The sequence below is a fragment of the Paenibacillus amylolyticus genome, from assembly GCF_051136285.1.
GTDB lineage: Bacteria > Bacillota > Bacilli > Paenibacillales > Paenibacillaceae > Paenibacillus > Paenibacillus amylolyticus_F.
In genome coordinates this window covers 5,574,257-5,600,107 of sequence record NZ_CP194938.1, presented here as the reverse complement: position 1 = coordinate 5,600,107, position 25,851 = coordinate 5,574,257, and the positions used below count along the sequence as shown (strand labels likewise).

Below are 25,851 nucleotides of genomic sequence, written 5' to 3'. Positions count from 1 at the left end.
AAATATTGTTTACAAAGTGTGTAGCAACTGCCCTTTGCCATAACAGAATCGTATTCCGTGTAACTGGTTCCATGTCAACAAGAAGTTTTCGGACAAATTCGCAGATTTACTAGCAGATTCACTGCATCCAAAAAACACCGAACTTGTCCTGCCAATTATAAAGCTTCAGAACCAATCGAGGATTTCAATGCTTGAAGAACCACATCCCTTAACCCTGCGTCAAAATCATTCTGAAACGAGTTCTGATGTACAATCTCAGGCAACGTCGGCATAGCGTGCTGCTCTATGTACTGTTCCCATGCCGAGTTCAGCACTTCTCTCTCCACCCGCTCCTGATAGATCACAATCTGATGTGGGGCAAGAACAGCATTAACTGTGTGCAGAATCCGGCAAGCCTGTTCTGCGAAATCCTCTTTGCTCATTTCCCTATTCCAGTCTGGTGAGTAGGGAAGATACTTAATTTCACCGAACATCCCGTTTCTACCACGAATGATCTGTCCGTTCAACACCATACCCATGCCTGGCGGATAACGATTTGGAAAATAAATGCCTGCCACTACCTGCGCCTTCGTATCCATATGTTGTGTATAGTATCCGCTGATCGCTGCATTCACATCATTCTCTACGAGAACGTGGATTTGGAATTTAGTCTCGATCTCCCGAATGAGTCCTGATTGAATAAGTTCCTCATGACTGCTCACCGTAATGTCCCCATCTACTGCCTGCCCCGGAATCCCTATTCCGATCATGTGGATGGAAGGATACGACGCAATGAGACGTGCAATGAGTTGCAGCACATGCTGTTTATCAAAGACAAGCAAAATACTCTCTTCCTTCAGTACAACTTCATTCTCAAGATTGATAACCGTAGCCGAGATCAACTCCTGACCTTTCATTTCTTTGATGGACAATACTAGGGCAAGCCTATAATTAAAATTATATCGATAGGCCTGGGCAGGGCGCCCGCCATTCGAAGGGACTATTTGATCTGGAATCAGCTCTCCACCATCACATAAATTCTGAATCAATGCGTTAATAGTAACCACACTAAGCTTCGTGTGCGAAGCGAGCTGCGGTTTCGTTGCCGTTTTGATTTGTTGCATGACTTCACGCACAATATTCATATTCATGTGTTTCATCATTGTAGCGTTCGCTTTTTTCATAAGCCTCTCGTTTCTACTCTGGTTCAAGAAACCAAAGCAATCGTATTCATGTTATCGTACTCCATATCATAACATAATACATTGGTTCCACACATGGTGCTCACTCAGATGTTCATTCAAATAAGTCATCTATAGATCGTAAGGGTTGTACATCCATCGGCTGTTTGGACACAGCCATATTCACATAAACACCTCCCCAGATGATTAGAGCCATGATTACATAAGCCATCCCACTCACCTCCTTATTTTATGTGATCAATAAAACCATCTTAAACAACATACCTCCATTCTAAATGGGATTATTTCACTACTTAATAAATAAACTTTATAAAGTAAATATTGTAAGTATGCAGTCTTAATATTTTCTTGTCAATATGGAAAAGCACCCCAACCCCTCGGATAACGAAAAGCATTCCCTCAGTTCAAACGGTGTATCTTCGTTGTATGTCTGGGAGCAAAGTAACCATCTGAATGCTCAACGCCCAGTAGCGTTCAGGGTAAAGATTCAACTTCTTCGCTAACGTCCAATGAACCCGTCTCACAAGAGCAATGCAAATAACGATAGGACATATTCCAAGAACCATGAACAATATCATTCCTGGAATAAAAAAATCAGAAAAAGGGGATTTCTCCAGTAGAGTAACAGGCATATTCAACAACCTTCCTGACGGATCAATCATCAGCAGTAATCCTCCAGCGACTGCTCCAATTCCCAGCAAGCCATGCATCGCTGCCAGTAGATATGATTTGTCTGATTTGTCTGATTTGTCTGAACGCTCTGTCATCATAAATCGCTCCCCTTGTATCCTTATTAGCACAGGTCATTGAAACAAATAAAAAGGACTTACTGCACCATCTTCTCACAAACAGGGATTTAAACCTGTGCTTCTTTTCACTGGCAGAGTCAGCCTAATCAAAACTAATTGATTTAGATGGTAAAACTTGATAAAAGAACATATGTTCGGTATAATGATTTTATACACTATATGAGCGAGGCATAATACGATGGACGACAAATTTATTAAGGAATTACGTAAGATTAGCCGCGACGACAGACGCCGATCCGAGTTCATGATTCAAGGCATGAAGGAAACATTGCAGGAGCGTAAAGAGGAAAGTTTGTTGAAGCGATGGATGAGAAGGCGAAAAACGAAGAAAAACATCTCTGAGCGACTTGGCTCCCATTCGTCTTCGAGTCATAAATAGACTGAATTCAAACTAAAAATGGAGGCCTATTAAGCCTCCATTGATTCACTACATATATTTTATAATGTTAAACAGCCATACACTTGCGGTGTGGTCTATAGAAATTTAAGGCAAAATGGCAAACGAACGCACAGGAAATCCTGATGCCTTCTCCGCTTTTGGAACGATATTGAAGATAACAGCTCCCTTAGCTGGAACCTGATCGAGGTTCGTTAACAGTTCGACCTGGTAAGTATCCTGTGCAAGCACATAATACTCTGCTAATAGGGCACCATTCTTCTGATAATCTGCCGCTGCATCTGTATCAAACGTTTCGTGACCGATCGCTTTAATGTTCCGTTCTTCGAACAGGAATTTCAATGCAGCAACAGACCATCCAGGTGCGTGGCTGTTCCCATCGGCGTCTTTGTTATCAAAGTCTTCATGGTTCGGCCAGCGTTTGCTCCAATCGGTTCGCAAAGCTACGAAGCTGCCTGCTTCGATCTTGCCATACTCTCTCTCAAATTCAATAATATACTCTACTTCCAAGATGAAATCGGGATTATTCTCCACGGCAGCAGACTGATCAATGACGACAAGAGGTAACACAAGCTCTTTGAGTCCCAGTTCATCCAGGTAACGCGTATCTCGCACAAAATGAATCGGTGCATCCAGATGGGTTCCGTATTGACCAGGAAACTTGAAGCTCTGGGCGAAGAATCCTTGATCATGGTTAAACAGCGTATCAAACTCTGCAGCATCAAAAGCAGAAAAATGCGGAGATGCCGGACCAAAGGTATGCGTCAGATCTACCCATTTCTTTTCTTTCAACAGCTGAATGGCTTGAATAAGTTCGTTAGTCATCCGTTTCACCTCATATGCAGAATGGAAACAATTTCCCACTATTATATCTCAACGCTGCACATTGGTGAAGAAGCTGCTGTCAAACACACGAGTAAATTTCTTGCACTTTGCATAAAAAACAAACGACATAGGACTCTTCCCCATGCCGTTAAAGATTCATTTCCTAATCACAATCTCATCTACGTATTGTAACCACGAGTTTGGATACTGCATCTGGATATTATTTTCCGATATAGATTCTTTTTGAAAAAGTATACCCGAGATTGCCCCATAGAAAATATGAAATACAACCAATAACTATACTAAAAATGTAAAGGTTCGAGTAAATTCCTGTCAAAATGAATATTATGGATAACGAAACTGTTATGACGCTTAAACTCAGTAGAACTTTATTTGTAGGAGTTCGCTTATTTTTGGGGAATAACGGAAAGAACGCAGGATAAAAGCCAACCAAAAATCCAAGAACACAAAGTGGTAACATCGGATTCACTAGCCTTATAAAGATGCTTTTTGGAAACTCACTAGATAAATATATTTGATAACGAATAGAATAATGTAGTGCGAACAATAAGATCACTATATAAATTATAATCTTAAAAAGATTGAATACATATTTTGATATATTCATCACCCCCTTTACAGTAATACATTGAATTAATATACCATATTTTGTTATGGTTTAAAGGGATAAAAAGGAGATTAAGTTGGTTAGGTAGGAGAAATCACGCAGAAAAAAGCCGCTCTCCTTTATGGAGAACGGCATTTGATTTTCAGATTGAATTTTAGGGTAGGTCGACAAAAGTCATTCTTTAAATCGATTGATTAGTTCAATCAATCGGGCCAAAATCCTCAAACTCCCCGGTTACAATCACCAATTCCAGACTACTCCGCGGTAATCACCAGCTTGCCCCGCGTATGATGTGATTCACTTTTTTCATGAGCATCGCGCAAACCTTGCTCAGTGAGCGGATACGTTTCATCAATGATCGATTTCAGTTTTCCGGCTGCCGCAAGTTCGGCCAACTGTTCCAGTTGATCTCCCTTCGGCTCCATCATGAACACGTTACCTGTTACGCCAGCTTCCTTCGCCAGTTGCTCATCCGGCTGTTCTACAAGAGATACCAGACGTCCTCCAGACTTTAACACCTTGAAGCTATCTCGCTGGATGTTACCGCCCATCGTATCCAGCACGACATCGTAGTCTGAGAGAATTTGCGAGAAATCCTGTTCCTTATAGTTAATGAAATGATCCACGCCCAACGAGCGTAGCAGTTCTTCGTTCGCTGCACTCGCGGTGGAAGCAACCTCAGCGCCTAACGATTTGGCAATTTGAATGGCATAGGTGCCTACTCCACCCGCACCGGCATGAATGAGCACCTTCTGTCCTTTGCCCAATCGGCCGTGATCAACGAGCGCTTGCCAAGCTGTCATTGCGGCGAGTGGAATCGCAGCTGCCTCCTCAAAGCTGAGTTGCTCAGGAATGCGGGCAACGATATCTGCATCGACAGCAACATATTCGGCATAGGTTCCGAATTGACGTGGGCGAGCAAATACACGATCCCCTTCTCTGAAACGAGTCACGTTTGAACCCGCTTCAACCACAGTACCTGCTACGTCACCGCCCAGAATCATTGGCAGCTGATCTGCTGCTTCTTTTAGGTGACCTTGTCTTATTTTGAAGTCCACCGGATTGACAGAAGTTGCATATGTGCGGATCAATACCTGATTCACACCGCATTCCGGCTTCTGAACTTCCTTTTCTTTTAATTGTTCCGGTCCGCCAAATGCTTCAATTACAATAGCTCTCATATTAAATCCCTGCCTTTTCTTAGAAATGGAATGACTTGTGACGGGTTATTCTCATACTCTTCTCTATTTATGATTACCCCATTCATCTGTGGACTTGACCAAAGTCACAGCATTACCATTCCATTCACAAGTAACGCCATTGATGCTAATGAATTTTTCGCAAAAATCTTAGAACCGCTTCTTCCAGTTGCTTCAAGCCTGGTTGCTCTATAGGAAAATGGCCTGCTCCTTCTAAAATGACACACTCCTTCTCCACCGTTAATCGATCATAAAAAGGTTGACTGAACTGTAACGGAGTCATCGGGTCGATCTCAGGATGAACCAGCAAAACCGGGCACTGACTGAATCGTTCCGGACTCACCTCGGGTGTTTTATTCAGGAAAGTTCTTAATAATTCCAAAGGTACAGCTGTAGCTGCCGCTTGTGGATCATTCATAATGAGACGGGTTAGATCCTTGTTGTTCGTAATCAACTCCATTCGAGAGACCCGTTTGACCGAAATACGAACAGCATCTAACAGACCAGGGAAAAGATCCATCATACGTTTCCCTACACGACTGACGAATCGATTCGGAGCAATCTGATCACGCATATCTGGATTACTTGTGTCTACAAATGTCGTTGCAATTATTCCCTTCACCTGTTTATTTCTTACACTGACGTGATAAGCCAGCATACCACCAATACTGCTGCCCAATACAACGAAAGGTATGCCGTCTTTTTTGTACTCCCGCTCCATAAGGGCATCTAACAGTGTAATCCATAGTTCATAATTTATCCGCGTGCCATGCAATGCGTAGCTTAGACCGTACGGCGGCAGATCGGGTGATATGACCTCGTATCCATGTTGCTGCAGCATCCGTGCATAAGGAGCAAGTAACCTGCCATTCCCCCCAGCTCCATGAATAAACAGTATTTTGACAGGTGACTCCGGTACCGGAAATCGGTCGATATGAAGATGGATTCCACGGCTTTCCCACCACTCCTCCTCCGGGGAGTTGTTTACATCCAACCTGACTTCTTCGGGGAAAAATGACTGATACTGCTTCCAATATAAATGTGTTGTTCTATAAGAAGGCAAGCTTTCTCTCATATGTACGCTCCTTTTTCTATATCAAAAAAGCCGTACGATGTACGACTTTAAGACTCATGTATGATCCTACTTATTTTGATGCCACATTTCATTTAATCCGGGAACTGTACGTTACCCGGTACAATGTATGCACCGCCTGATCCATCGTTTGGCAGAGCCGGAATGGAATCATACACCACTTTACCACGAATATCGGTGATCCGAATACTTAATTCTTCCTTACCCAACCCCGTGCCAAGGAAATGGTTATAATCTTGCTTTTCGAGATTAAGCCACGAACCGTTCTTCTGCTTCACTTCAAACTTCAGCACCGGATATTTATGATGACGAACCTGAATGGCTGCCCACCACTGACTGCTGCCTTCCTTGATCCGATAAGATACGTTCCCTTCGATCGGAGCTTTAACTACCTTCCAACTAATGTTGATCTTCCCTGCCTGGGGATCACCAATCTGGTTGAACGCATTTGGTGAGAGATCCAGTGCTCCACTGGCTCCTTCCGGGTATAAATCCGTTACATAAACCACGGTTTTCCCTTTAGGCCCTTGCACTTCCAGATAAGCTCCAGCTAAAGCAGCTTTGACACCGTTATAATTAAGCTGGTATGGATTAAGTGCGGTAATCTTCATGTCTGCTGGAATCGGATCTAACAATACAGCACCACCCGAGTAACCCGAGCCCGTGTACGTAGCGTACCCTTGATATGTATCGTTCCAGGCAGCAGATGCAGGTAAAGCAAATAAGACAAGACCGAGCAGTATACCTGTGGCAGACCATCTGAGACGTTGGAATTTGCTCTTCATGCTCATTGTGTTATTCCTCCCTATCATTTCGGCTATGATTCTAAAACAAATTTCTTCATTGTCACAGACAACGTATAACATTATTTTACATAAATCATAAAATTTTTAAATACATTCTCGAAAAATCACATCTTAAGTCCTGCTTTATCATACATAAAAAAAGCGCCGCACTCGGGAGAAGGTTCGTTCTCCAGCATCGTGCGACGCGCTTCTAAGCCTTACATCAGATCCATAGTGTACATCATACTAGCAAATGTACATCTTGTATCTTGTATCTTGCATATTTCATATCACTTTTAACGGCTCATCCTGCTTCTTTTCGTTTCCCCCGATTCCGGAATCGTTCATACCTCGCATAAAGACGAGGAGATTCTTTCGTCAGAATAGGTCCAAGTACAGCCAGAATCAACACGTATAACACGGCGAAGGATTGAATCGAGGCCATCAGGCCCCCAGCCTTACCGATGTTCGCCATGATGATCGAGAACTCACCCCGAGATACCAGCGTAAAGCCCACATTCAACGAAGCTTTGGTCGACATACCAGCCATTTTCCCTGCAATCATGCCCGCGCCGTAGTTGCTCAGAATCGTTAGAACCACAGCAATTATCGTCATGCCTACAGCTCCCCCAAGAGAGGCTGGCTCAATGGTCAGGCCAAAGCTGAAGAAAAACAGGGCACCAAAGAAATCTTTGAACGGCATAATCTGCTGCTCAATTCGGCTGACATGCCTGGATTCCCCAAGCACCAGTCCAATCATTAACGCGCCAATCGCCTCAGCTACATGTAAGGTTTCCGAGAATCCGGCCACGAGGAAAAGCAATGTCATGATCGTAAGTAAAAATAACTCCGAGGACTTGATGTTCAATGCTTTATCGATATATTTAATACTCTTCCTGCCGATAATTAGGAACAGTACAATAAACAGCAAAGCTGAGAGAGATACCAGCAGCACACTTCCGAATGAAGTTGCTCCGCTAAGTACAAGTCCAGTCAGAATGGAAATATGAATGGCAATGAACAAGTCATCAAACATAATCATGCCCATAATAATTTCCGTCTCGGGATTCGCAGTACGCTTCAAATCCACGAGTACTTTGGCAACGATAGCCGTAGATGAACTGGTCATGATCCCGCATACGACCATCGTTTCCTGAAGCGGCAGATTCATGAACCACCCCAGCAACAGACCAGAGACAAAATTCAGACCCACATAGAATATGCCACCGGTAAGAATGGCTTTACCCGATTTCAGCAACCGGGAGACCGAGAACTCCAGCCCCAGATAAAACAATAAAAATAAAATACCCAGCCTGCCCATAAATTCAATAAAAGACGAGCTTTCGATAAATCGTAAATCCACAATACCAAACTGTGGTGCATGTGGTCCAACGGCCATACCAATCAGAATGTAAAAAGGAATAACCGAAAATCGTAGTCGTGCAGATATCAATCCCGTAAGTGTAATCAGCGCAATGGCAACCCCCACTTCAAATATGAGCATATCCATACGCTACATCCGCCCATCGGTCAACCAGTGTTTGAGCTGCTTAAGCTGGTCACGTTCACCAGCAACAACAATTGTTGCCCCACTGGTGAACACATACTCTGGCCCGGGGTTGAATTGTTTCTGTTTCTCTTTGTCCACCGCCGCCAGGATCGCCACACCGGTAACCTGACGGATGTTCATCTCTCCAATCGTCTTCCCGATGCAAGCCGCATGGGGTTCGATGCGAAGCCACTCAATCAGCAGCCCTTCCAACATAACTTCCCGTTCGTTCTGGAACTGAGGTTTATACGTCATGCCACCGACTATAGCAGCTACGGCTCTTGCCTCATCATCGTCAAGGGTCACCAGAGAGACCATATCTCCGAGATCTTCCGCTTGATCCCCAGATTCCATATGGAACAAATCACGCCGTTCATCATTATGAACCACGATGACAAGATGCTCCCCGCTGCGAGTATGCAGCCAGTATTTACGACCAATGCCTGGCAGATCCGTTTCTTTAAAGTGCATGATTCGCACCTCCCCGAGACAAATCTTGCAGGGTATTGGCATTCGGCTCATCCAACCGATCAGGTTCCTGCACCTGTTCTACGTTCAATTCAGAAGCCCATCCGATGCTCGCTATACGAATTCTCATGGAACCCGAAGGAGTTGATATCGCTCGTATTTCGCCTTTGTTACCCAGAAGCAACTGACGTCCCACAGGAGAAAGGAATGAAATCTGTCCTTCGTCTGGATCTGCTTCCTCTGGCATAACAATCGTTAACTTATCCAATGTATGAAAATCAACATATTCTAGTTCAATCTGACTGCCAATCAGCACAACGGAACTCAGAAGCTCATCCGGTCCAGCAAGCAATTGCTCGACTCGTTCTGTATAAGCCATCAACTGCTTATCCAGCTGCACACGCTCGGGACTGCGCACGTCAAAATAAGCGTCAAGAAAAGTCCTTTTCTCTTCGCCCAGGATCAACAGCTGACTCACCAGCATTTCTCTGCAGTTGTCAAGTGGAGTTCTACGGTTCATAGTAGATCTCACCTCCTATACACGCCTTGTTCTCCACGTTGATTCGCTTGTTGTTACCCATCATCATCCTGTTGTCCTCCTTCTTATAATAAAAGGGCCCGAATTACGAGCCCTTCTTACCATCTTACCAAAATGAAATTATTAATCCAATCTATTCTGCTAACTTGGAGTTTAATTCTATACTTTGGGGATATTATCCAAAATTACACGATATTCTTTACATATAGTGATAGATCCATAGAACATTTTAATTACCACATAAAAAAATTTTATGGATTTTCATCTCGTATTTTTATTTCCTTTCCTGTATATTTAACTACAAACTTTTATGCAATTTATACAAATAGGTATCCACAGACTTTAACACGATAAAGGAGTGCATTGAAAAAGTGTCCACGATTACAAAAGATAGTTCAACGTCATCTCAAGCTACTACTGCCGCAGCATATGTTCATTCCGTTTATGAGTCGGTTATCGCTAGAAACCCGAACGAGAGTGAATTTCATCAGGCTGTCAAGGAAATCCTGGATTCACTGATCCCCGTCATCGAAGCACATCCAAAATACAGAAACCACAGTCTGTTAGAGCAGCTTGTTGAGCCGGAACGGGTCATCACTTTCCGTGTTCCTTGGGTGAATGATCAAGGTAAAGTACAGGTAAATCGCGGATTCCGGGTACAATTCAACAGTGCAATTGGTCCCTACAAAGGCGGACTTCGTTTCCACCCATCGGTATACTCGGGCATTATCAAGTTTTTAGGCTTTGAGCAAATTTTCAAAAATGCACTGACTGGCCTGCCAATTGGCGGCGGTAAAGGCGGTTCTGACTTTGATCCCAAAGGAAAATCGGATCAGGAAATCATGCGTTTCACGCAAAGTTTCATGACGGAGCTGTACAAATACATTGGTCCAGATGCAGACGTACCTGCGGGTGATATTGGTGTAGGCGCACGGGAGATCGGTTACATGTTTGGACAATACAAACGTATTCGCGGCGGGCATGAAGCAGGCGTATTAACCGGCAAAGGTCTGCTGTACGGCGGAAGTCTCGCTCGTAAGGAAGCAACCGGTTATGGTTGTGTATACTTCGTTAACGAAATGCTTGCGTCCAAAGGCCTTAGCTTCAAGGACAGCACCGTTGTTGTCTCCGGTTCCGGCAATGTATCCATCTATGCCATTGAGAAGGCACAGGAGCTTGGTGCCCGCGTGGTAGCATGCAGCGACTCTGGTGGTTACATACATGATCCGCAAGGCATTAATCTCGATACGGTCAAACGTCTGAAAGAGGTTGAGCGTCTGCGGATCAGCGAGTACATCAAAGAACACCCGCATGCGACCTATACCGAGGGTTTTGAGGGTATCTGGTCTATCCCTTGTGATATCGCTCTGCCATGTGCAACGCAGAACGAAATCGACGAGCAAGCTGCGACTCTTTTGGTTCAAGGTGGCGTTAAGGCGATTGGTGAAGGTGCAAACATGCCGTCTACGCTGGCTGCCATTGATGTGTTCCTTGGTGCTAACGTGCTGTTTGGCCCTGCGAAAGCTGCAAACGCTGGCGGTGTAGCCGTGTCCGCTCTTGAAATGTCACAGAACAGCATGCGGTTGTCCTGGACATTTGAAGAAGTGGATGCCAAATTGCATGACATTATGAAAAACATTTATAAAAGCTGTGTAGAAGCTGCCGAAGAGTATGGCTGCGAAGGCAACTTGCTTGCTGGAGCGAACATTGCCGGTTTCCTTAAAGTAGCCGATTCCATGATTGCTCAAGGCGTCGTGTAATTCCTCTTTTACCGCATTTTTTAAATAGTTCACACAAAAGAAACCTTTCCTTCGTGCAATGGTCATTTCAAACTACCATGCCAAGGAGAGGCTTCTTTGTATTATGCTATATACTTAATTAGGCGAGAAGTTTCCAACACCTTGAGGGTTCCTGGACATGAACACGTCCACTTCATCTTCATGATCTATAGTAAATCCGAAACGTTCGTATAAACGCTTTGCCGGACTTCCTTGCAAGACATTTAACGTCACACGTCTACTCTTGACTGCTTCCTGTTCAAACAATATGTTAAGCACCTTCGTGCCTAGTTTCCTGCCTTGGTGGTCTGGATCAATGTAGAAGTGCTCTAGTAGAAACTCCCCGTCACCCGGCTTTAACGACACACATCCAATTAAAACATCTTCCAGTTCCAAAATTTGTGTATGTTCCGGCTGGAATGTATTTCGGAAACGCTCCCTCACCCGAATCTCGTCGTATCGCCCCAAACGTGTCAAATCATCATATAACACCACGGCCCGCAAATCCGCAAGCTGCTCCCGATCTTCCAGGGTAGCCTGACGCATCTTTAATTCATCCACTTTCTGCTACCTCCATCCACTATCCACCAGTACTACTGCTTGTTTATAATTCAATTCACATTTTAACATATGGCTCTTTTCATTGTCATTGGTCCCACAAAAGTATAGATACCATCCATTCAATGTGATTGAAGTGAATTCCATCCAATGATAAAGTGATACTGACATGATGTGATCCGTACATTTTAAAATGGAAATGTTCTTACCATGATAAGGAAGTGTGTATTTTGTCTAACCAATCATTAAACTACAGTGGGAATCCTCATCTTCAAGCAGACTGCGAGCAGTGTTATGGGTTATGTTGTGTGGCTTTGCCTTATGGAAAATCCTCGGATTTTGCTTTTGACAAGTCCAGCGGCACCCCTTGCCCCAATCTGCGGGAGGATTACCGATGTGGTATCCACACCCAGCTTCGGCAGAAAGGCTTCAAAGGTTGCACTGTCTATGACTGCTTTGGTGCAGGTCAGAAGCTGTCACAGGTGACGTATGCAGACAGAAGCTGGCGTACGCACCCCGAAACGGCCCGTGAAATGTATGACTGTCTACCTGTACTGCGTCAGATTTATGAGCTGATCAGTTACATGAGAGAGGTTATGATGCGGCCGGATACCTCTTCACTCCATGCCTCAATTGAAAAAGCTTATCCCGATGTGGCGCACCTGAGTGATCTGGAGCCAGCAGCTCTGCTGCAACTGGACATCACAAGCCATCGTACAAACGTGAACACCCTGCTAATCCAGGCTAGTGAGATGGTACGCAGCAGCGCTCCGGCGAAAACACAGGTTCAAGGTAAGGCCAAAGGGAAGAAACGCAGCGGCATGGATTTTCTGGGAGCTAATCTGCAAGGAGCAGATCTGAGAGGCGCAAGTTTCCGGGGCGCGCTCATGATTGCAGCGAATCTGCGTAATGCCGATGTACGAAATGCCGATTGGATTGGAGCAGACTTGCGGGATACGGAGCTTGGCGGAGCCGACCTGCGCGGCGGGATTTTTCTGACACAATCCCAGCTAAACGCTGCTATGGGAAACGAGGATACCTTGCTGCCTGACCATTTAAGCAAACCTTCTCATTGGCGTTAGAGGCGCACAATGCAAATAGCTCGTCCTTCCACCGAAGGACGAGCTACTTTTTTTCAAAGTATAGTACAGACTCAGATTACAGCAAGTCACGACGAAGATCTGCAGCCGATTTGGGAGACAGGTGACCCAGCGGGATATCAAATACCGTCTTCGCCCCTTTATGTCCTTCCTTGCTCAAACGCTGTGCTGCACGGGCATACGCCACAAGTACACTCGCGGTGAATTCCGGATTGCTGTCGAGCTTCAGACCGAATTCAATAATTTGTTTTTGCCCGTTACCTGTAATTCCGCTGCGAATGACGAAACCGCCATGTGGCATGCCTGCATGCTCGGATTTCAGTTCTTCTTCACTGATGAAGGTAACTGTCGTATCGTAGTCCGAGAAATAGTTCGGCATATTCACAATCGTTTCACGAATCTCATCCTGGTTCGCACCTTCTTCTGCCACAACATAACATTGACGGAGATGTTTCTCACGTGTGGACAATTCCGGGGTCTCTCCTGAACGAATGCTATTAATGACCTCTTCTACAGGTACTGTATACTGCACACCGGCTTTAACGCCTGATACACGTCGAATCGCATCCGAATGGCCCTGACTAACGCCTTTGCCCCAGAACGTGTACTCTTTTCCTTCGGGTAGAATAGATTGTGCAAGCAAACGATTCATGGAGAACAATCCTGGGTCCCAGCCTGTCGAGATCACGCTTACATGTCCACCTTGCTCAGCTGCCGCGTTCACCGTTTCGAAGAACTCAGGAATTTTGGCATGGGTATCGAAGCTATCTACAGTATTAAACAGCTTGGCGATCACAGGTGTCTGTTCCGGCAAATCGGTTGCAGAGCCCCCACACAAAATCATGACATCGATTTTGCCTATATACTGCTCAGCCGCAGAGATATGCTCAAAGCGAACTTCTGTACTTTCCGCTACCATTTGTTCTGGATTACGTCGTGTAAATACAGCAACCAGCTCCAGATCATCATTCTGGGTAATTGCTTTTTCTACACCTTTACCCAAGTTACCGTAACCTACGATACCAACTTTAATCATGTTTAATCCTCTCCCTGTCTGAATCTTTTGTCTATAAGTCTATCTAAGGATATAACATAACATGTAACTTGTCAGGTTTCCAGATGTAAATCAAAAATACCTTGCAGAGGAACAGCTTTAACGCTGTACAGCCACAAGGTATCAGTGAATAAACAATTTCATGTATAAAGATTCTGTTTTGATTGAATTTCCAAAACGAATGCTTCTCTATCCGTGATGTAACTTCTTAAGATTCTGACCAGGTTAACGTAAGTTCAACGACACCTTCCTGACTCGCCAATGCTCCACCGATCAGAGACCATTCCTGCTTCGTATCCGGGTCAGTCCCTTGAATAACGATATTTTTTTCATCAATCAACTGTCCGGAGTCTGCCAGTTTCTTGTCTGCAAAATAATCTTTGTACAGCTTCGATACCGTCTTCATGTCCTGTTCCGTGGTAAAGATCATCATTACTGACTTCTTCCCTTCATCCTCTCCGGAAGTCGCTGTAGTAATTTTGGCATCGTCCGGTAACGGGAAATCTTTAGGCAAGTATTCGGGCATGCCTTCCACCGCACTACTTTCACCTTTACTTGCGGATGATTCCGAAGTTGTCGGCGTGGATGCGGCTTCTGTATCTGTACCTGTCGCTGCTTCGCTTGTGTTTTCTGTGACAGCTGGCTCAGCGGTTCCAGATGTTGCTTCACTATTCACCTTTTCAGACTCGCCTTTGGGTTGATCAGCTGCACTGCTGCACGCACTTAATGCAACCATCATAGCCAGCGCAGCGCAGGCCAGTAGATAATTCTTCTTTTTTGCCATTAAAAATCACTCCTTCTGGTTGTTTTATGTTGTCATTCTCCAGATCACACGCTTACATCAGAAGTATGCTTCTGTATGCAGGTTGTACATCCCTCCTTCATTTAGTCGCATTCCAGTGTCTGCTCAATAACGGATGCTGCTTCTACGGTATGTTAATCCAGAGAACCGATAACGATAACACTGTCAAGGATAACAGGCAACTTACTGCAAGGATGGATAGGAATCGGGTGATGACTTTGAACTTTTTCATACAACCCTCCTCCTTCTGTATACAGGTTGCTTACGCTTGAACATCATATTTTTCGCATAGGACAATCCAATGCTTTTTCTCCGCTCTGTATCCATGAACCATTCATCTTATAATATATGTATGTTTCAATCGTACCCAAGAAATGCCCGGTGTGAAACAATCCAGAGTCTAGTCGTTTCCCCAACTAAAGTCCAGTACTCTCCCCCTACCTCTGTCATACCTTTTGACGTAAAAAACCGCCTGCATCCCCTTTAGGAACCAGACGGTTATCCGTTTATGCTTGTTATACTTACAGTTCCAGCTTGACTCCTACAGGGCAATGGTCACTGCCCAGCACATGACAGTCGATATAAGCGTCGACCATACTTGGAGCCAGCTGATTCGACACGAGAAAATAATCGATACGCCAGCCCACGTTCCGCTCTCTGACCTTAGGCATGTACGACCACCAGCTGTACACATCGGTCTGATCCGGATGCAGGTGACGGAAGCTGTCCACATATCCTGAACCAAGCAGGTCGGTCATCTTGCCGCGCTCTTCATCCGTAAATCCGGAATTGCCCATATTGGGCTTCGGATTTTTCAAATCAATCTCCTGATGAGCCACATTCAAGTCTCCACAGATGATCACGGGTTTGCTCTGCTCTAACTGCAGGACATATGACCGGAAGCGGTCTTCCCACTCCAGACGATAGGGCAGACGGGTCAGATCACGTTTGGCATTGGGTGTATATACATTAATCAGATAAAAGGAATCATACTCCAGCGTAATCATTCGGCCTTCCGGCTCGCTATCCTCTTCCATACCATAGCGAACAGACAATGGTTTGATGCGGCTGAATACCGCCGTGCCGGAATATCCTTTTTTTATCGCATAATTCCAGTACTGATAGACGTTTTCTCCCAGATCCATCTCGATCTGTCCAGCATGTAGTTTGGTCTCCTGAAGACAGAAAATATCGGCCTCACTTTGATGATAATAATCCATAAATCCTTTATTCACACACGCTCGAAGTCCATTCACATTCCAGGACACCAGCTTCATATTCTCATCTCCTCACATCTTTCCAATATAACATGAGTCTAATTAACTGGACAAGATATCACGATTAGGGCTGGAGGAGTGCGATTGAGAAGGGGATGAACATGGAAATGGAAGAAATCTGTTAGTTGTCGCTTTGCAGCTTCGAGAAAACGGCGAAATCCACGTATCTGCCTTTCTCAAACTCATGCTGCCGCAGCAGACCTTCCTGCTGGAAACCCAGCTTATGCAGTAAACGAATGGACGCCTCATTCCCCGGGTCTACCTTCGCTTCAACTTTGTTCAATTGCATCTGGTTGAATCCAAAATCCAGCACAGCACGAGCAACCTCTGTCATCACACCTTTGCCCCAGCACGATGAAAGCAGATCATAACCGATCTCTGCGCGATGATGTTGCTCTTCGTAACCCAGATATCCACATGTTCCAATCACTTGATGAGATTCCTTATCTTCAATCATCCAGCGCAGACCGGTATGTTCCTTAAAAATCTTCCTATACCAGCTCATCTCATCCAGCGCATCCCGTTCGGATTCGAAGGGATCGAGAGGCATATATTCAACAACGGTCTCATCTGAGTACAGTGCCAGTAGATCTCCACTGTCACGATCTGTTGCTGCACGGAGCACAAATCGCTCTGTTTCTATTTGCGGAAACGTGTCAAATTCAAATAATATATTCATACGTATTCTCCTTTAAATGCGAAGTATCTTCCAATTATGTATGTTATAGTCCCTGTGCTATTTTACTACGTTAAACTTCAAGTAACCAAGTCATATCATAAAATGATTACAATCCGTCAAGACAAGTGAAAAAAGGCCATCCCCTAACTACTTGCCGGGAATGGCCGCGATTGGTTTGTATCTTATTTAAGATTATTTCGATCCATTAAATGATATGTGTTCATTCAAGATAAATGCCATCTATTCATTTTATCGCATCGTTTTCACAAGTGATGCTATATCTTGCTCGCCATAACCAGCTTCTACAGCTTTACGAAACATGTTTTGCAAGAACAGCGGAAACTCGTTATTCATATTCTTCTCACTTGCCTGTTCCATGAGCAGACCAACCGTTACCATGGACATCTGAAGAGAACTTTGTGGATTTTCGTATTTGGAATGTTGAATGACCTCACCTTCGTATTGAAGAATGGAGCCAATCATAGGCGAGACTCCAGCAATCATAGAACCAAAATCATCAATACGCAAACCATCGGACTCCAGAATTCGTGATGCGTGGAAGAATCCAAGATATGAACCAAACAGATAAGACAGGAATGCCAGGTCGATTGAAGCAGCCGCACTAACCTGTTCTCCATAATAAGGTACATGACCTGCTAGTGCACTGAGAAGCGGCTTTACTTGATCAAAAGCTTCCATCGATCCAGAAGTAAAGATGGTTGCATGAGATCCTCCGATCTGGGTAGGGGCAGCCGCTATTGCTCCATCTATATATGTAGCACCATGGGTGTTTGCCCAGATTTCGTGCTTTTGGGCCTGTTCAGGGCTTCCTGTAGTGAGTTGGATGAGCACTCGCCCCGACAAGGCCGCATGTACATCTTCTGCATCCAGTACTTCATATGAGGTCTTGTAATCAGACACACAGATAATGGATATTTGACTGGCACGAATCGCTTCAGCTGCCGTAGACGTGAGTACTGCTCCTTTTTCAACGATGGAATCTGCCCTTGTCGATGTACGATTCCATACGGTCACATGATATCCCTTTTCCAGTAATGTTTGCGCAATAGCTCCCCCCATCGCTCCTAAACCAATAACCGTTACTTCATTCATTATTATTCCTCCCAAAGGTTCTATATCACGAATCGAAGGCAACTCGTCTTGACTTCGAAATTAAGCATAATAGATAATAGTGACAAGTAATGGCATGATTATAAAATTAATATGAGGGAGTACATATGCATAAAGCACAAAGGCTTGTTCAGTTAATCATGTTAGTGAATGAACGCAGAACGTTTACCGTACAAGAGCTGGCAGATGAGTGTGGAGTTTCACGTCGAACCATGATTCGAGATTTGGCGGAATTAAGCGAACTGGGCATCCCCCTTTATTCCGAGGTTGGTCCTCATGGAGGTTATCGTGTTTTGCGAGAAAAGGTGTTACCACCAATCAGTTTTACGGAGTATGAAGCGATGGCTTTATTTTTTGCCTGCCAATCGCTGCAGAATTATCGATCTCTCCCTTTTAACAATGAAGCGCAGAGCGCTTTACGCAAGTTTTTTCATTACTTATCCAGTGACCTCAAACGTAAAATTGAACACATGCAACAAAGACTCACATTCTGGATACCACCGCGTGAGCTAGACGTTCCCTACTTGAAGGAGATACTGGAGGCAGCCTTGGAACAGAGAATCATACAAATCCATTATCAAGCGAACAAAACACAGGAACGACTAATTCAACCCCTTGGTCTGTATACAATGAATGGTTTATGGTATTGTCAGGCCTACTGTTTCCACGCAGTAGATTATCGTGTATTTCGTGTTGACCGAATTAGTGGACTGCAATGTGAGGTGGATCAGAGCCAAAAAGTAGATCTGACCAAAGAGAGCATTCAAGGATGGATCATGAGAAGTGAGGAGGAAACTCCACTCGAACTTAAAGTGTTACTGTCACCAGAAGGTGTCCGAAGATGTCAGTCTGATGTGTGGTTATCACAATATATGAAGGTGAACGAGGATGGCTCAGGAACAATCCACGCTCAGATGGGCACCAGTTATACGCCATGGGTGGTCAGTTTCTTTCTTGGTCTGGGAACAGATGCCCACGTGACACATCCCCCTCAGGTTTGTGACCAGATTCGCACCAAGTTACAAGCCATGGCCGCACAATATGGAGATTAGGGTTACATTGGGGGCGGGAATTCCTTTTGTTTCAATCCCGAAATCGCTAATCCAGTATATCCTCTAAAATGAAAAATGAAAAACAGCCTGCTATAAGCAAGCTGCTCTTCGTTCTTCATGCTATGACAAGAAGATTACATTCTAGTTCACCTTAACTAATCTCCACTGCTGATTCGCTCCTCCGTTATCTTCCCACTGAATGGTGGACGCTCCTGCGTTCATCGATCCTTGATTAATATCAACGGTAAGGCCGCTATTACGATTCGCCAGTACAACATAACCACCTACATCAATAGGCAGCCACTGCTGGTTATACCCTCCGTTGGCCTGCCACTGAATCAGTGCTGCACCGCCCTGTGTAGAGCCTGAGTTTACATCGAGCATTAGCCCGCTGCCCAGGTTACGAATGTTGTAATATCCGTTGCTTGCAGGCTCCAGCTTCCATTGCTGATTGGCTGCTCCATTATCACTCCACTGAATGATAGTCGCTCCTCCGGCTGACGAAGCACCATTCACATCCAGTACAAGACCACTGTTACGGTTAACAAGCTTGTAGATTGCCCCTGCTTCATACCCTGTGCTGCCACTGTAGGCTGCGCCAGAGATCACATAAGTGGTTACCGAATTCGCTTTAGCCGTCGTTGTGAACTTTTTGTTCTGAACCGGTATGTTGGTGAGTTGTTGTAATTTCTCCGTTGCAGAAGTGCGATACACCTGCACGGACGAGCCTACACCTGAGAAACGGCTCAAATCATAGGTCACCGATGTATCCGTAGATTCCGAGTTTGTCGTAACCAGTACAACTTTACCAGATGTGGCATCATAGGCCGCAAGAGTATTCGCATCACTCATGCCGATGATCTTGTAGCCCGGGCGGATAAATTTACTGTAATTCCCCATCACATAATATTTCTGATTAACGGTATAACTGGTCGTTTTTGTATTGTTCAGCACGTTTTTGAAAAATCCCCAGCCTTCCGCACTATCCACGGCCTGCCAGTACACCCAAGCCGTAGCCCCCATGTTGCGCATATCCTTTAATATTATACGTGACATCGTAAGACCACTTGCATCTCCATCTCCGTATTCGGATGTCCATAAATGTTTGCCTGACGATGCTGCTGTATTCCGCATAGCTGCCCGGTTGCTACCATTATACGTATGTGTGTTAATCTGGCTGATCGCTGATTGAACGGCATTGCTGTAACTTTTAAAAGAGATGTTGTTATCATCCAGATTATTTTCTTCCGGTGCACTCAGCTTGGTAGTGAGCCCTTTGGCAACCAGAGAGGACTGAACCTGAGCTAGAATCGTATTCTGCTCTGCCCGGCCGAAGTGCATGCCCTCCTGATCATTGCCCAGCTTCCACCAGTTCGAGATCGGTTCATTCAGTGGGGTCACCGTATCAAAGGTAATGCCCCAATGATCCCGGAAATGCTTCACAACCTCCGTCAAATAATCGGCAAAATCATCATAGTAATCCGGCTTGAGATTATTCCCGCCATTCGCTGCACCCGATACACTGCCACTAATTGTCATCCAGTAAGGTGCGGAGTTAGCAAAAGCTTCAATGATGTTGACCCCTTGTGCCTTGGCAGCTTGCAGCATATAACGCTGATTTGCGTCAGCAGTCCAGTCGTACACACCGGGAGAAGGTTGAAAACCAGGAACGGCTTTGCGGTATTCAAGAATGTTGGACGATGGATCATCCCCGCCTCCGATGTTATATCTCAGAATGTTCATGCCAATACCTGTCGCCGGGTTAAACATTTTCTCTACATACTCATCTCGATTCGAATACTCACCGACCACCTTGCCCCACCAAGCCAGCGATGTGCCCCAACCTTCAATGGTCTGATACTGTTTCGATGGATCAGCAGTCGCCGTGTAAGCTCCCGCAGCCGATACTTCTGCCCCTGAACCGAAGCTGCCAGCCAGTAACGTTCCACTCAATAGCAATGCACTCATTCGTTTCAACCACTTCATATCCTTCACTCCTTAGATATTTTAGATCAACCCATTTGGTGAACATATGTTGGTCCAATCAGATACCAACTAAACTGAAACCGTCTGCTGAGTCTTGACACTTGTCATGGAGCTATGGAGTGGCCTCCCTGAAAGTGGCATCCGATTTATCGAGAGCCGTAACGACTGAGCCCAACCGCAACACTTGGTCGTGATGCCTTAGATACAGACTTGGATTGTTAAATAAGGTGTACGAAGTCCAGCTTGTATTCGCCAGCCCGTTTACGCGTTTAAACGTTGTATCATTTCGGAATGCAGCACTGCCGTCATTTTTCACCAGTACGATATTGCCATTATTATTGCGCAGGAAATAACCGGGATAATTCATCGCTTCAAATGAGATGCCCATCGCATTTGCCAGACCAGGAACGATACGAAACTGAGCATCCTCTGCCGGACTCACATTGGAATCAATACGAGCTTGATAGTTATAGTGGCGAATGAAACTGCCTGGTACGTTAAACGATTCGAGCTTGCGGATATCACCAGGCTGACCGGATTCCTTCAGTACTGTCATATGGCGAACCATACCGGACAACCCCGTAATCTCCTTTTTAGCACTCCAACTCTGAAAGTTGTCTGCCGAGTCGCTGTAATAATATTTGTGATCCGCATACCCGTCAAAATAAATTCGCCAGGAACCGTTATCCAGTTGGATTAGCGCCGGTCCTTCTACCCACGAACCCCAGCCGGCCCAATTCCCTGTGCCTTTAAAGGTATATGGTCCTTTTAAGGAGTTGGAAGTGGCATGTTCAATGTATTTGGTCGTTTCGTTCTTAGTAAAAGCATGATACGTTGAACCTGTCTTAACAACAAAGGTGTCAATGTAATTGGGAGCAAGACCTGTAAGCGCCGCAGGTGCAGACCACGATGTGGATGCCAGATTACTGCCCGATGCGGTAATGACATGTGGCTTGAAGTTCTCATAATTTCCAGGGGAGAGCGAAACGATGATGTTCACACTGCCGCTCGTGTCTTTGAACCATTCCGGTGCCCAGGTATGTGCGATCGGGGCTGTAGTAGACAGTGTGATATTGCGGATAAATGTCCAGTTCATCTTGTCCGAGCTGGACGCGATGCCGATCGTATTGCCTGACCAGTTTGTGGTGTACACCACATAATACAAGCCATCGGTGTGTTTCATGATGCTGGGATCGCGAATCAAGTCCGCCGCAGGTGGGGTATACGCTGGACCTTTCAGCAAACCGTAATGTTTCGCGTTATATGACTCATAGATATACATGTTGGACTCGCTTGTGTTCGTAAAGGCCGTCATCGTATACACACTGGTTGTTGCTTTGACTGTATTCGGGAATGCGACAGTGAATATCATCAACAATGCTAACGTGAGTATAAGTGCAGTTTTATGTCTGCTCCATTTCTTTGGTGTGCCTTTCCCTTTCATTAACATGAATCCAACTCCTTATCTTGCATAAGATCATATTGGACTACCTTCTGACTGAACGAAGCGTGTGTTTAAACATGCTTCCTTTTGCCAAGAAGCCTATACGGTATCTGCTCCCGTCCCATTTACATGAAACATCACCCCCTTCACCAAAAATACGCTTATTGTGTATGCGCTTACAAAAAAGTTTTCATCTGCTCTACATGATCATTGAGAACAGTCATAGCTACCTCTACCTTTCTTTCAAAATAAACATAAATCCCCTCATTCTCATATAAAAACCTAAAACCATTTAATACAAGATTCGCTATCTATACCAAGCTCTCCTGTGATTCAGGTGTATATAGGAATGAGGGAATTTACTGTGACGTATAGCTACTACTGATCCACTATAACCCACGGATATCGTGACATCTCATCGAGTAGCAATCGTACCCGTTCGGGTGTTCTGCCCTCCTCATCAAAAATGAGTAATTCATTCTCTTCCTTCAGCCACGCCACCGGAATTTTGTAGTCCTCCTGCGGTCCAATCTGCCAGTATCGGCCCAGATGATGACCGTTCACATGGATCGTTCCCTTGCTCATGCCAGTCAGGCGAAGCATCAGGTTTACTTTGTGGTGTGCGCCTGTGACGGGCTTGGCAAAACGCCAACGATACCATACTGGCTGACCGTAAGAAGTTTCCGGTGAGGTCAATCCTGGTGTGCGATTGGTACGATCAACCGTGATCGGACTTGATGCAGCAGGCATTTTGCCAACATGCGACTCTTCCAATTGTGCTGCACCCAAGCTGGAACACTGGATCGTATCAAGCGATTCCCACGACGTAGGAAGCAAGGCGTCTGTACCAGCCATTCGCCAATCCTGAAGCTCACGCTCATGAAGGTAAGTGATCAGCTCAAGTCGATTGAGGGGTGAACGGCTATATGGCATCTCCAGCGTATTTACAACTCCAGGCTTCACGTAGCTGGAGAGATCCAGCACCTGGAACGCAAACCAGTCTTGATAAGCAGGCATCGGAATTTCGATGCCGTTAATACGTAAGCCTTTGCTCAAGGCACCGACAAGTACCGCTCGATCCATACCATCCAGTGTAAAGTTTCGACGGAGTACCGTTCCTCCTTGAATGGAGTTCACTTCATCCAGATGAATAGTGCCTGTCTCTGTTTCTTTCTCTGACTCCATCTGCCAATCCCGACGAATATCCTGTACTTGACCACCAAGGTACACCGCTCCGGCCACACCTTTACGTTCCCCCAGATACGGAGAAAAGTTCAGTCTGCCCATGTGCTGTACCAGCACCTGTAGTGTATTTTGCCCATGAATCACCTGAACCGGAACAGCCGCCGCTCCAACCTTACGCACAAGCGCTTGCTCGGCACCGTTCACGATAATTCTCGCAGTGTCCTGAATATCCGGCAGAATGAGATTTGTCGCATCCTGCACTGTACTATCAAATTGACATTCATACAACAGATAACCAAAATCCTGACCATACTCGGAAAAACCCATAGGCTGCCCGCTCGAAGAACGTTGCTTCGCTGTTAATGTGATACGAGAGAAGTCAGGAGAACTGGACAGCACTGGCGCCATCGGAGCAGCAGGACTCTCACAGACAAGTTGCTCTTTATCTGCACCAGATGCCGACGATTCAGACTTCGTTTCCGCATCTTGGGTGAAGAAGAACTCATGCCCTGTCCGTGTCTGTTCGCCATTTTGCCAATCACCTAGCAACATCACTGTACGCTCCGGATCAGAGATCATTCCCTTCACTTGCCCGGACGCCATGACATCCACATCGTCAAAACCGATGGCATAACGCAAGCTTTCGTGATTGGTCGATTCCACTCGCCATGTGCGATTCATCGTGTCACGATCCAGAATAATGAAACGAATAGCGGTTCCATTGGCTTCCACACGCATTATTCCCGGCTCCTGAAAGTGAAACAGGTCAAAACGATATGCATTTCTCTTCGCATCCTGTTCAACCAGAACTTGCACCGTACTGTCTTTCAAAATCAAATCCACAGCGTCCGATGCCTGTTTCGCTCCCAGTTCCAGTTCAATTACCGAGCGTTGTCCTCTGTCAGCTGTGATGAACAACGTCAGTTCTCCATTGACGATTTCATTACCAGTAATCATTGTACCTGCAGTCAGGTATACCTGATCAGCAATTTGCACACGATCCAGCAATGGGACAATCTGTCCCGGATGAATCGATATTGGCAACGTACGGCCTGCCTCAAGCGTAATGTTCACCGTCTCACGTTCATCCTTGTGACTTTCTACAAACCAGATTTTCTCCTGATTTGCCTGTCTTCCGCGCACGGAAATACCACCCGGATGCCGAACCTGAATCTGTTCAGCCACAATTTCTTCGGATTCCATCAGCAGGGATCCGAATGCACGCACGAAGTAAGACAGGTTTTTCGTCACTGCGTATTTCGGCGTCGCACGTCCATATTCACTCAGCGGAGCATCGTAATCATATGATGTGATCATGAAAATATCGCTGTCACCCAGCGTTCTTCCACCATATCCGCCGAAATTAGTCCCCCCATAAAACATGTAATAACTGATCCCGGTATACCCGGCTCTCAGGATTTCCATGATTCTTCTGTCCAGCAGGGATGCGGTTTTCTGGATTGCCGAGGGCCCACCCCAATTTTCAAACCAGCCGGTCCAGAATTCAGTAACAATCTTCGGTGTGTCCGGCTGTTTTGTCCGCAGGTTGGCATAATGTCCATCGGCGCCAGACCAGAAGTTCGCTCCCTCAATCGTACCTTCTGCTCCGCCAACACAAGTAATAAGCGGGACGTCTATCCCTCGTTCCAGTATCCCGTCCCTCAGCGTTGTCATATGTGCGCTTGCCGCCTCGTCATCCATCAGATACCCGTACTCATTTTCGACCTGTACGAGGATCACCGTGCCTCCAGCAGACAACTGACGCTTGCGGATCATGGGGATGAGCTGGTCAAAGTACAGATGTACATAATGAAGGTACGTTTCATTATTTTCACGAAATTTCACGCCGTCTTTTGTACCCAGCCAGTACGGAAACCCGCCGAAATCCCACTCCGCGCAAATAAACGGTCCTGGTCGTGCAATAACCCACATGCCCAGCTCTGCACACAGATCAAGAAATGCACCGCAGTCGTTATCCCCTTCGAAAGACCACTGTCCTTCCTCCGGTTCGTGTACGTTCCATGCAAAATAAGTATCGATGCAGTTCATGCCTGCCAGCTTGGCCTTCATTAAGACATCACGCCACTCCTCCTTCGGCATGCGGAAATAATGAATAGTCGCACTGTTCAAAAAGATGCGTTCACCGTTCAGATAAAAGCTGCGCGCATCATACGTCAGCTCAGAATGAATCTCATTTTTGCTACTGAGTTTGTTATTCTCTTGTTGCTGAAACATTAGGGACGTTTGTTCTGTCAACGTAATCCCCTCCTTCTCATTTTTATAGATAAAGAACGATCTCATTGAACTGCAAATTCAAACGGATCACTCCGATG

The 25,851-nt window shown here is 45.4% G+C and carries 22 protein-coding genes; 4 read left to right on the top strand and 18 right to left on the bottom strand.

Annotation, left to right across the window (positions count from 1 at the left end):
• Nucleotides 1-155 precede the first annotated feature (155 nt).
• Both ACR8BL_RS24360 and ACR8BL_RS24355 read right to left on the bottom strand, forming a co-directional pair.
• Nucleotides 156-1,142: an ROK family protein gene (locus ACR8BL_RS24360; protein ID WP_434749927.1), complete on the bottom strand. Its 987-nt coding sequence runs from the start codon at nucleotides 1,140-1,142 to the stop codon at nucleotides 156-158.
• Nucleotides 1,143-1,585: 443 nt separating this feature from the next.
• Nucleotides 1,586-1,951 (bottom strand): hypothetical protein, encoded by a 366-nt coding sequence (locus tag ACR8BL_RS24355; RefSeq protein WP_434749926.1) that lies wholly within the window; start codon nucleotides 1,949-1,951, stop codon nucleotides 1,586-1,588.
• Nucleotides 1,952-2,168: 217 nt separating this feature from the next.
• Between ACR8BL_RS24355 and ACR8BL_RS24350 the strand changes: the two genes are divergently transcribed.
• Nucleotides 2,169-2,369 (top strand): hypothetical protein, encoded by a 201-nt coding sequence (locus tag ACR8BL_RS24350; RefSeq protein ID WP_434749925.1) that lies wholly within the window; start codon nucleotides 2,169-2,171, stop codon nucleotides 2,367-2,369.
• A gap of 105 nt (nucleotides 2,370-2,474) precedes the next feature.
• Here ACR8BL_RS24350 and ACR8BL_RS24345 read toward each other — a convergent pair whose 3' ends face one another.
• The 7 genes from ACR8BL_RS24345 to ACR8BL_RS24315 all read right to left on the bottom strand — a co-directional run bounded on the left by ACR8BL_RS24345 (nucleotide 2,475) and on the right by ACR8BL_RS24315 (nucleotide 9,454).
• Nucleotides 2,475-3,212 (bottom strand): cyclase family protein, encoded by a 738-nt coding sequence (locus tag ACR8BL_RS24345; protein ID WP_434749924.1) that lies wholly within the window; start codon nucleotides 3,210-3,212, stop codon nucleotides 2,475-2,477.
• Between the two features lie 882 nt (nucleotides 3,213-4,094).
• Nucleotides 4,095-5,021: an NADP-dependent oxidoreductase gene (locus ACR8BL_RS24340; RefSeq protein ID WP_434749923.1), complete on the bottom strand. Its 927-nt coding sequence runs from the start codon at nucleotides 5,019-5,021 to the stop codon at nucleotides 4,095-4,097.
• 145 nt (nucleotides 5,022-5,166) lie between these two features.
• Nucleotides 5,167-6,114 (bottom strand): alpha/beta hydrolase, encoded by a 948-nt coding sequence (locus tag ACR8BL_RS24335; RefSeq protein ID WP_434756461.1) that lies wholly within the window; start codon nucleotides 6,112-6,114, stop codon nucleotides 5,167-5,169.
• A gap of 92 nt (nucleotides 6,115-6,206) precedes the next feature.
• On the bottom strand, nucleotides 6,207-6,923 hold the full coding sequence (locus tag ACR8BL_RS24330) for an expansin EXLX1 family cellulose-binding protein (RefSeq protein ID WP_434749921.1): 717 nt from the start codon (nucleotides 6,921-6,923) through the stop codon (nucleotides 6,207-6,209).
• A 298-nt stretch (nucleotides 6,924-7,221) separates the two neighbouring features.
• Nucleotides 7,222-8,427, bottom strand: a complete 1,206-nt coding sequence (locus tag ACR8BL_RS24325) for a cation:proton antiporter (RefSeq protein WP_434749920.1) — start codon at nucleotides 8,425-8,427, stop codon at nucleotides 7,222-7,224.
• Between the two features lie 3 nt (nucleotides 8,428-8,430).
• Complete coding sequence (locus ACR8BL_RS24320; protein WP_434749919.1) at nucleotides 8,431-8,937, bottom strand: cation:proton antiporter regulatory subunit; 507 nt, start codon at nucleotides 8,935-8,937, stop codon at nucleotides 8,431-8,433.
• Nucleotides 8,927-9,454 carry a GreA/GreB family elongation factor gene (locus ACR8BL_RS24315; RefSeq protein WP_434749918.1) on the bottom strand — a complete coding sequence of 176 codons (528 nt, stop codon included), beginning with the start codon at nucleotides 9,452-9,454 and terminating at the stop codon, nucleotides 8,927-8,929. Before ACR8BL_RS24315 ends, ACR8BL_RS24320 begins: the two co-directional genes overlap by 11 nt.
• A gap of 389 nt (nucleotides 9,455-9,843) precedes the next feature.
• Between ACR8BL_RS24315 and gdhA the strand changes: the two genes are divergently transcribed.
• Nucleotides 9,844-11,232 (top strand): NADP-specific glutamate dehydrogenase, encoded by a 1,389-nt coding sequence (gdhA, locus tag ACR8BL_RS24310; protein WP_434749917.1) that lies wholly within the window; start codon nucleotides 9,844-9,846, stop codon nucleotides 11,230-11,232.
• 114 nt (nucleotides 11,233-11,346) lie between these two features.
• Here gdhA and ACR8BL_RS24305 read toward each other — a convergent pair whose 3' ends face one another.
• Nucleotides 11,347-11,811, bottom strand: coding sequence for a GNAT family N-acetyltransferase (locus ACR8BL_RS24305; RefSeq protein ID WP_434749916.1), 465 nt, complete (start codon nucleotides 11,809-11,811; stop codon nucleotides 11,347-11,349).
• Between the two features lie 218 nt (nucleotides 11,812-12,029).
• Between ACR8BL_RS24305 and ACR8BL_RS24300 the strand changes: the two genes are divergently transcribed.
• The gene (locus tag ACR8BL_RS24300; RefSeq protein ID WP_434749915.1) at nucleotides 12,030-12,890 is read left to right on the top strand and encodes a pentapeptide repeat-containing protein; all 861 of its coding nucleotides are present in this window, start codon (nucleotides 12,030-12,032) and stop codon (nucleotides 12,888-12,890) included.
• Nucleotides 12,891-12,966: 76 nt separating this feature from the next.
• Here the strand turns inward: ACR8BL_RS24300 and ACR8BL_RS24295 are convergent, their stop codons facing one another.
• From ACR8BL_RS24295 to ACR8BL_RS24275, 5 genes are all read right to left on the bottom strand, one after another.
• Complete coding sequence (locus ACR8BL_RS24295; RefSeq protein ID WP_434749914.1) at nucleotides 12,967-13,944, bottom strand: diaminopimelate dehydrogenase; 978 nt, start codon at nucleotides 13,942-13,944, stop codon at nucleotides 12,967-12,969.
• A 226-nt stretch (nucleotides 13,945-14,170) separates the two neighbouring features.
• A complete protein-coding gene (locus ACR8BL_RS24290) occupies nucleotides 14,171-14,746 on the bottom strand; it encodes a hypothetical protein (protein WP_434749913.1) in 576 nt (191 codons plus the stop codon).
• A gap of 539 nt (nucleotides 14,747-15,285) precedes the next feature.
• Nucleotides 15,286-16,041: an exodeoxyribonuclease III gene (locus ACR8BL_RS24285; protein ID WP_434749912.1), complete on the bottom strand. Its 756-nt coding sequence runs from the start codon at nucleotides 16,039-16,041 to the stop codon at nucleotides 15,286-15,288.
• 121 nt (nucleotides 16,042-16,162) lie between these two features.
• Nucleotides 16,163-16,720 carry a GNAT family N-acetyltransferase gene (locus tag ACR8BL_RS24280; RefSeq protein WP_434749911.1) on the bottom strand — a complete coding sequence of 186 codons (558 nt, stop codon included), beginning with the start codon at nucleotides 16,718-16,720 and terminating at the stop codon, nucleotides 16,163-16,165.
• Nucleotides 16,721-16,969: 249 nt separating this feature from the next.
• Nucleotides 16,970-17,833 carry an NAD(P)-dependent oxidoreductase gene (locus tag ACR8BL_RS24275; protein WP_434749910.1) on the bottom strand — a complete coding sequence of 288 codons (864 nt, stop codon included), beginning with the start codon at nucleotides 17,831-17,833 and terminating at the stop codon, nucleotides 16,970-16,972.
• Between the two features lie 125 nt (nucleotides 17,834-17,958).
• On the opposite strand from ACR8BL_RS24275, the gene ACR8BL_RS24270 reads away from it, so the two are divergent.
• Nucleotides 17,959-18,903, top strand: a complete 945-nt coding sequence (locus ACR8BL_RS24270) for a helix-turn-helix transcriptional regulator (RefSeq protein ID WP_434749909.1) — start codon at nucleotides 17,959-17,961, stop codon at nucleotides 18,901-18,903.
• Nucleotides 18,904-19,044: 141 nt separating this feature from the next.
• Here the strand turns inward: ACR8BL_RS24270 and ACR8BL_RS24265 are convergent, their stop codons facing one another.
• The 3 genes from ACR8BL_RS24265 to ACR8BL_RS24255 form a co-directional block, all read right to left on the bottom strand.
• Nucleotides 19,045-20,889, bottom strand: a complete 1,845-nt coding sequence (locus tag ACR8BL_RS24265; RefSeq protein ID WP_434749908.1) for an RICIN domain-containing protein — start codon at nucleotides 20,887-20,889, stop codon at nucleotides 19,045-19,047.
• 112 nt (nucleotides 20,890-21,001) lie between these two features.
• Complete coding sequence (locus ACR8BL_RS24260; RefSeq protein ID WP_434749907.1) at nucleotides 21,002-22,339, bottom strand: AbfB domain-containing protein; 1,338 nt, start codon at nucleotides 22,337-22,339, stop codon at nucleotides 21,002-21,004.
• A 372-nt stretch (nucleotides 22,340-22,711) separates the two neighbouring features.
• Entirely contained in the window at nucleotides 22,712-25,774 is a 3,063-nt protein-coding gene (locus ACR8BL_RS24255; protein ID WP_434749906.1) for a beta-galactosidase, read from the bottom strand.
• Between the last annotated feature and the right edge of the window lie 77 nt (nucleotides 25,775-25,851).

Excerpts from the sequence above, each read along its gene's own strand:
- ACR8BL_RS24360 (WP_434749927.1), bottom strand. The coding sequence starts at position 1,142 with ATGATGAAACACATGAATATGAATATTGTGCGTGAAGTCATGCAACAA.
- ACR8BL_RS24355 (WP_434749926.1), bottom strand. The coding sequence starts at position 1,951 with ATGATGACAGAGCGTTCAGACAAATCAGACAAATCAGACAAATCATAT.
- ACR8BL_RS24350 (WP_434749925.1), top strand. The coding sequence starts at position 2,169 with ATGGACGACAAATTTATTAAGGAATTACGTAAGATTAGCCGCGACGAC.
- ACR8BL_RS24345 (WP_434749924.1), bottom strand. The coding sequence starts at position 3,212 with ATGACTAACGAACTTATTCAAGCCATTCAGCTGTTGAAAGAAAAGAAA.
- ACR8BL_RS24340 (WP_434749923.1), bottom strand. The coding sequence starts at position 5,021 with ATGAGAGCTATTGTAATTGAAGCATTTGGCGGACCGGAACAATTAAAA.
- ACR8BL_RS24335 (WP_434756461.1), bottom strand. The coding sequence starts at position 6,114 with ATGAGAGAAAGCTTGCCTTCTTATAGAACAACACATTTATATTGGAAG.
- ACR8BL_RS24330 (WP_434749921.1), bottom strand. The coding sequence starts at position 6,923 with ATGAGCATGAAGAGCAAATTCCAACGTCTCAGATGGTCTGCCACAGGT.
- ACR8BL_RS24325 (WP_434749920.1), bottom strand. The coding sequence starts at position 8,427 with ATGGATATGCTCATATTTGAAGTGGGGGTTGCCATTGCGCTGATTACA.
- ACR8BL_RS24320 (WP_434749919.1), bottom strand. The coding sequence starts at position 8,937 with ATGCACTTTAAAGAAACGGATCTGCCAGGCATTGGTCGTAAATACTGG.
- ACR8BL_RS24315 (WP_434749918.1), bottom strand. The coding sequence starts at position 9,454 with ATGAACCGTAGAACTCCACTTGACAACTGCAGAGAAATGCTGGTGAGT.
- ACR8BL_RS24295 (WP_434749914.1), bottom strand. The coding sequence starts at position 13,944 with ATGATTAAAGTTGGTATCGTAGGTTACGGTAACTTGGGTAAAGGTGTA.
- ACR8BL_RS24290 (WP_434749913.1), bottom strand. The coding sequence starts at position 14,746 with ATGGCAAAAAAGAAGAATTATCTACTGGCCTGCGCTGCGCTGGCTATG.
- ACR8BL_RS24285 (WP_434749912.1), bottom strand. The coding sequence starts at position 16,041 with ATGAAGCTGGTGTCCTGGAATGTGAATGGACTTCGAGCGTGTGTGAAT.
- ACR8BL_RS24280 (WP_434749911.1), bottom strand. The coding sequence starts at position 16,720 with ATGAATATATTATTTGAATTTGACACGTTTCCGCAAATAGAAACAGAG.
- ACR8BL_RS24275 (WP_434749910.1), bottom strand. The coding sequence starts at position 17,833 with ATGAATGAAGTAACGGTTATTGGTTTAGGAGCGATGGGGGGAGCTATT.
- ACR8BL_RS24270 (WP_434749909.1), top strand. The coding sequence starts at position 17,959 with ATGCATAAAGCACAAAGGCTTGTTCAGTTAATCATGTTAGTGAATGAA.
- ACR8BL_RS24265 (WP_434749908.1), bottom strand. The coding sequence starts at position 20,889 with ATGAAGTGGTTGAAACGAATGAGTGCATTGCTATTGAGTGGAACGTTA.
- ACR8BL_RS24260 (WP_434749907.1), bottom strand. The coding sequence starts at position 22,339 with ATGTTAATGAAAGGGAAAGGCACACCAAAGAAATGGAGCAGACATAAA.